Here is a 2,023-nt window from a genome sequence, read left to right as displayed (position 1 = left end):
TTCCTTCACTTGAAATTCAAAGATCAATAATTGATATTATTGAACCAATTAATAAAATTGAAAATATTATAAATAATTTAATTTCTAAAATTAACAATTCAATTAAAAATTTTTCAAATATCAATAAATTTAAAACTAATGTTTTTTTAGAAAAAATAGTAAATTTTAATAAAGGTGATATGTTTTCAGAAAATGGTATAGAAAAAAATATTTTTATAAATATTTCAGCTATGAACAATAATGTTAATAAATATATTTTAAATAAAAAAAATGTAAATTTTGGAGATATTTTATTATCACTTGATGCAACTCCAGGTTTAGTTAAAAATGACTTGGAAGGATTTAATGGTTATGCATATCATTTAACTTCAAAAATAATTTCAAATTTTGAAATTTATTTAAATTTAATAAATAAATGAAATCAAAAAATAATAAAACAAAATTGTAAAGGAACAACTATTTTACATTGCAGTAGTGCAAAAAATAAAATGATATATTTTGATTACAGAAAAATATTGTTTTATAAATTCATTTATAATTTTTGATTAAAATTAAAATTATTTTTAAAACAAATTTATCTTTTAAAGCAAAAATCTATTAAACTATTAATTAATTTTAACTAACAATTTTGTTATTTTTTGATTTTAAATATTAATTTAATCTATATTGTTTTGAATAAAAAACAATATTTTTTGAATATTATCAAGAGAATTTCTAAACAAATTTAGATCTTTTTTATTTATTCTTTTTATTTCAAAATTTAAAATATCTTTCTTTTGAAAAAATCCTTGAGCTGATTCTTTTGCAATAAAATTTAAATTTTTTCTAAATTTTTTAATATATAAAAAATATAAGTTAGATAAAAGAATTATCAATTTCTTCTAAAAAAATGCAGTAGTTGAAAATTTTTTATTTATATATTTTATTGTTTCTACATATTTTTTATTCCTTGTCACTAATATGTGTGGCCATCAAAATCAAAGATATTAATTTTTCAAATATAATAACATTACCTTCTACTTTAAAAGAGTAAATATTGTATTTTTCTTTATTAATTTTCACATTCACTTTATGGATGTTTATTACATTTTCAAGTTTTATTTATCCACATAAAAAATTAAAATTTAGAAAATGAAAAATATTATATTTATCTTTTAAAATTAACAAAAAGTATAGTTTCAAAAAAAATAATTTTACTAAAAAATGGTAAATACAAAATATTTAAAATTATTAGTATTTTAAATCAAACAAAGTATAAAACAGCAAAATTTTTTTAAGAGAAAATTTAATTTATAAAGAGATGTATAACAAAATTTTCAAAGATATTATAATTAATACTAAAAATTTGAAAAAATTCTAAGCAAAATTTTTATTTCTTAAAAATAATTTAAATAAATTAAAATTTTACTCATTAATTGTGAGTATAAAAATTCTAATTTTACAAGTTTAGATAAAGTTTCAAAAATAACATTGCTATTAAAATAATCTTTTTTAATTTTTATTTTTTTAAAATTGTTTAAATTTATTGAAGCCATTAAAGTCCCAGTTTCAAGAGATTTTTTTTGAAATATAAAATCTTTTGAAAGTAAAAAAGCTATTAAATGATCATTTTTTTGATTTTTTGATTGAATGTTTAAAAAACCAGTTGAAAAAACAACATTTTCATAATCATCTATTGCTAATATTTTATTTTCACCAATTATTTTAGAAACAATTATTGAATTTTTAGCAACTGTTAGATCAGCTCTTGAGGGTTTGTTAAATTTATTTATTTTTTTTAAATTTAATTTATTTATTGATAGTTCGCCAATATTTTTTGTTTCACAATAAAATTCTTGATTTAAATATTTATTATTTAATATATTAGATATTTCATTTAAATTTATATATTTTTTAGGAAATAAATTATATATCATAGTGATGATTTTTTCAATTTTTAATTTATTAGAAAAAATTACTTTATTTATTTTTTCTAGTGGTTCAATAATATCAATTATTGATCTTTGAATTTCAAGTGAAGGAA

The 2,023-nt window shown here is 15.6% G+C and carries 2 pseudogenes; one reads left to right on the top strand and one right to left on the bottom strand.

Annotated elements, in window-relative coordinates:
• Window positions 1–623: pseudogene (locus U744_RS04760) on the top strand (hypothetical protein); the annotation flags it as partial.
• Between the two features lie 753 nt (window positions 624–1,376).
• On the opposite strand, the pseudogene U744_RS0104040 reads toward U744_RS04760, so the two are convergent.
• Window positions 1,377–2,023, bottom strand: a pseudogene (locus tag U744_RS0104040) (restriction endonuclease subunit S); the annotation flags it as partial.

This window comes from Mycoplasmopsis cricetuli ATCC 35279, from assembly GCF_000526955.1.
Lineage (GTDB): Bacteria > Bacillota_I > Bacilli_A > Mycoplasmatales > Metamycoplasmataceae > Mycoplasmopsis > Mycoplasmopsis cricetuli.
Note: the sequence above shows the minus strand (reverse complement) of the source record. Positions and strands in the feature narration are given on the sequence as shown.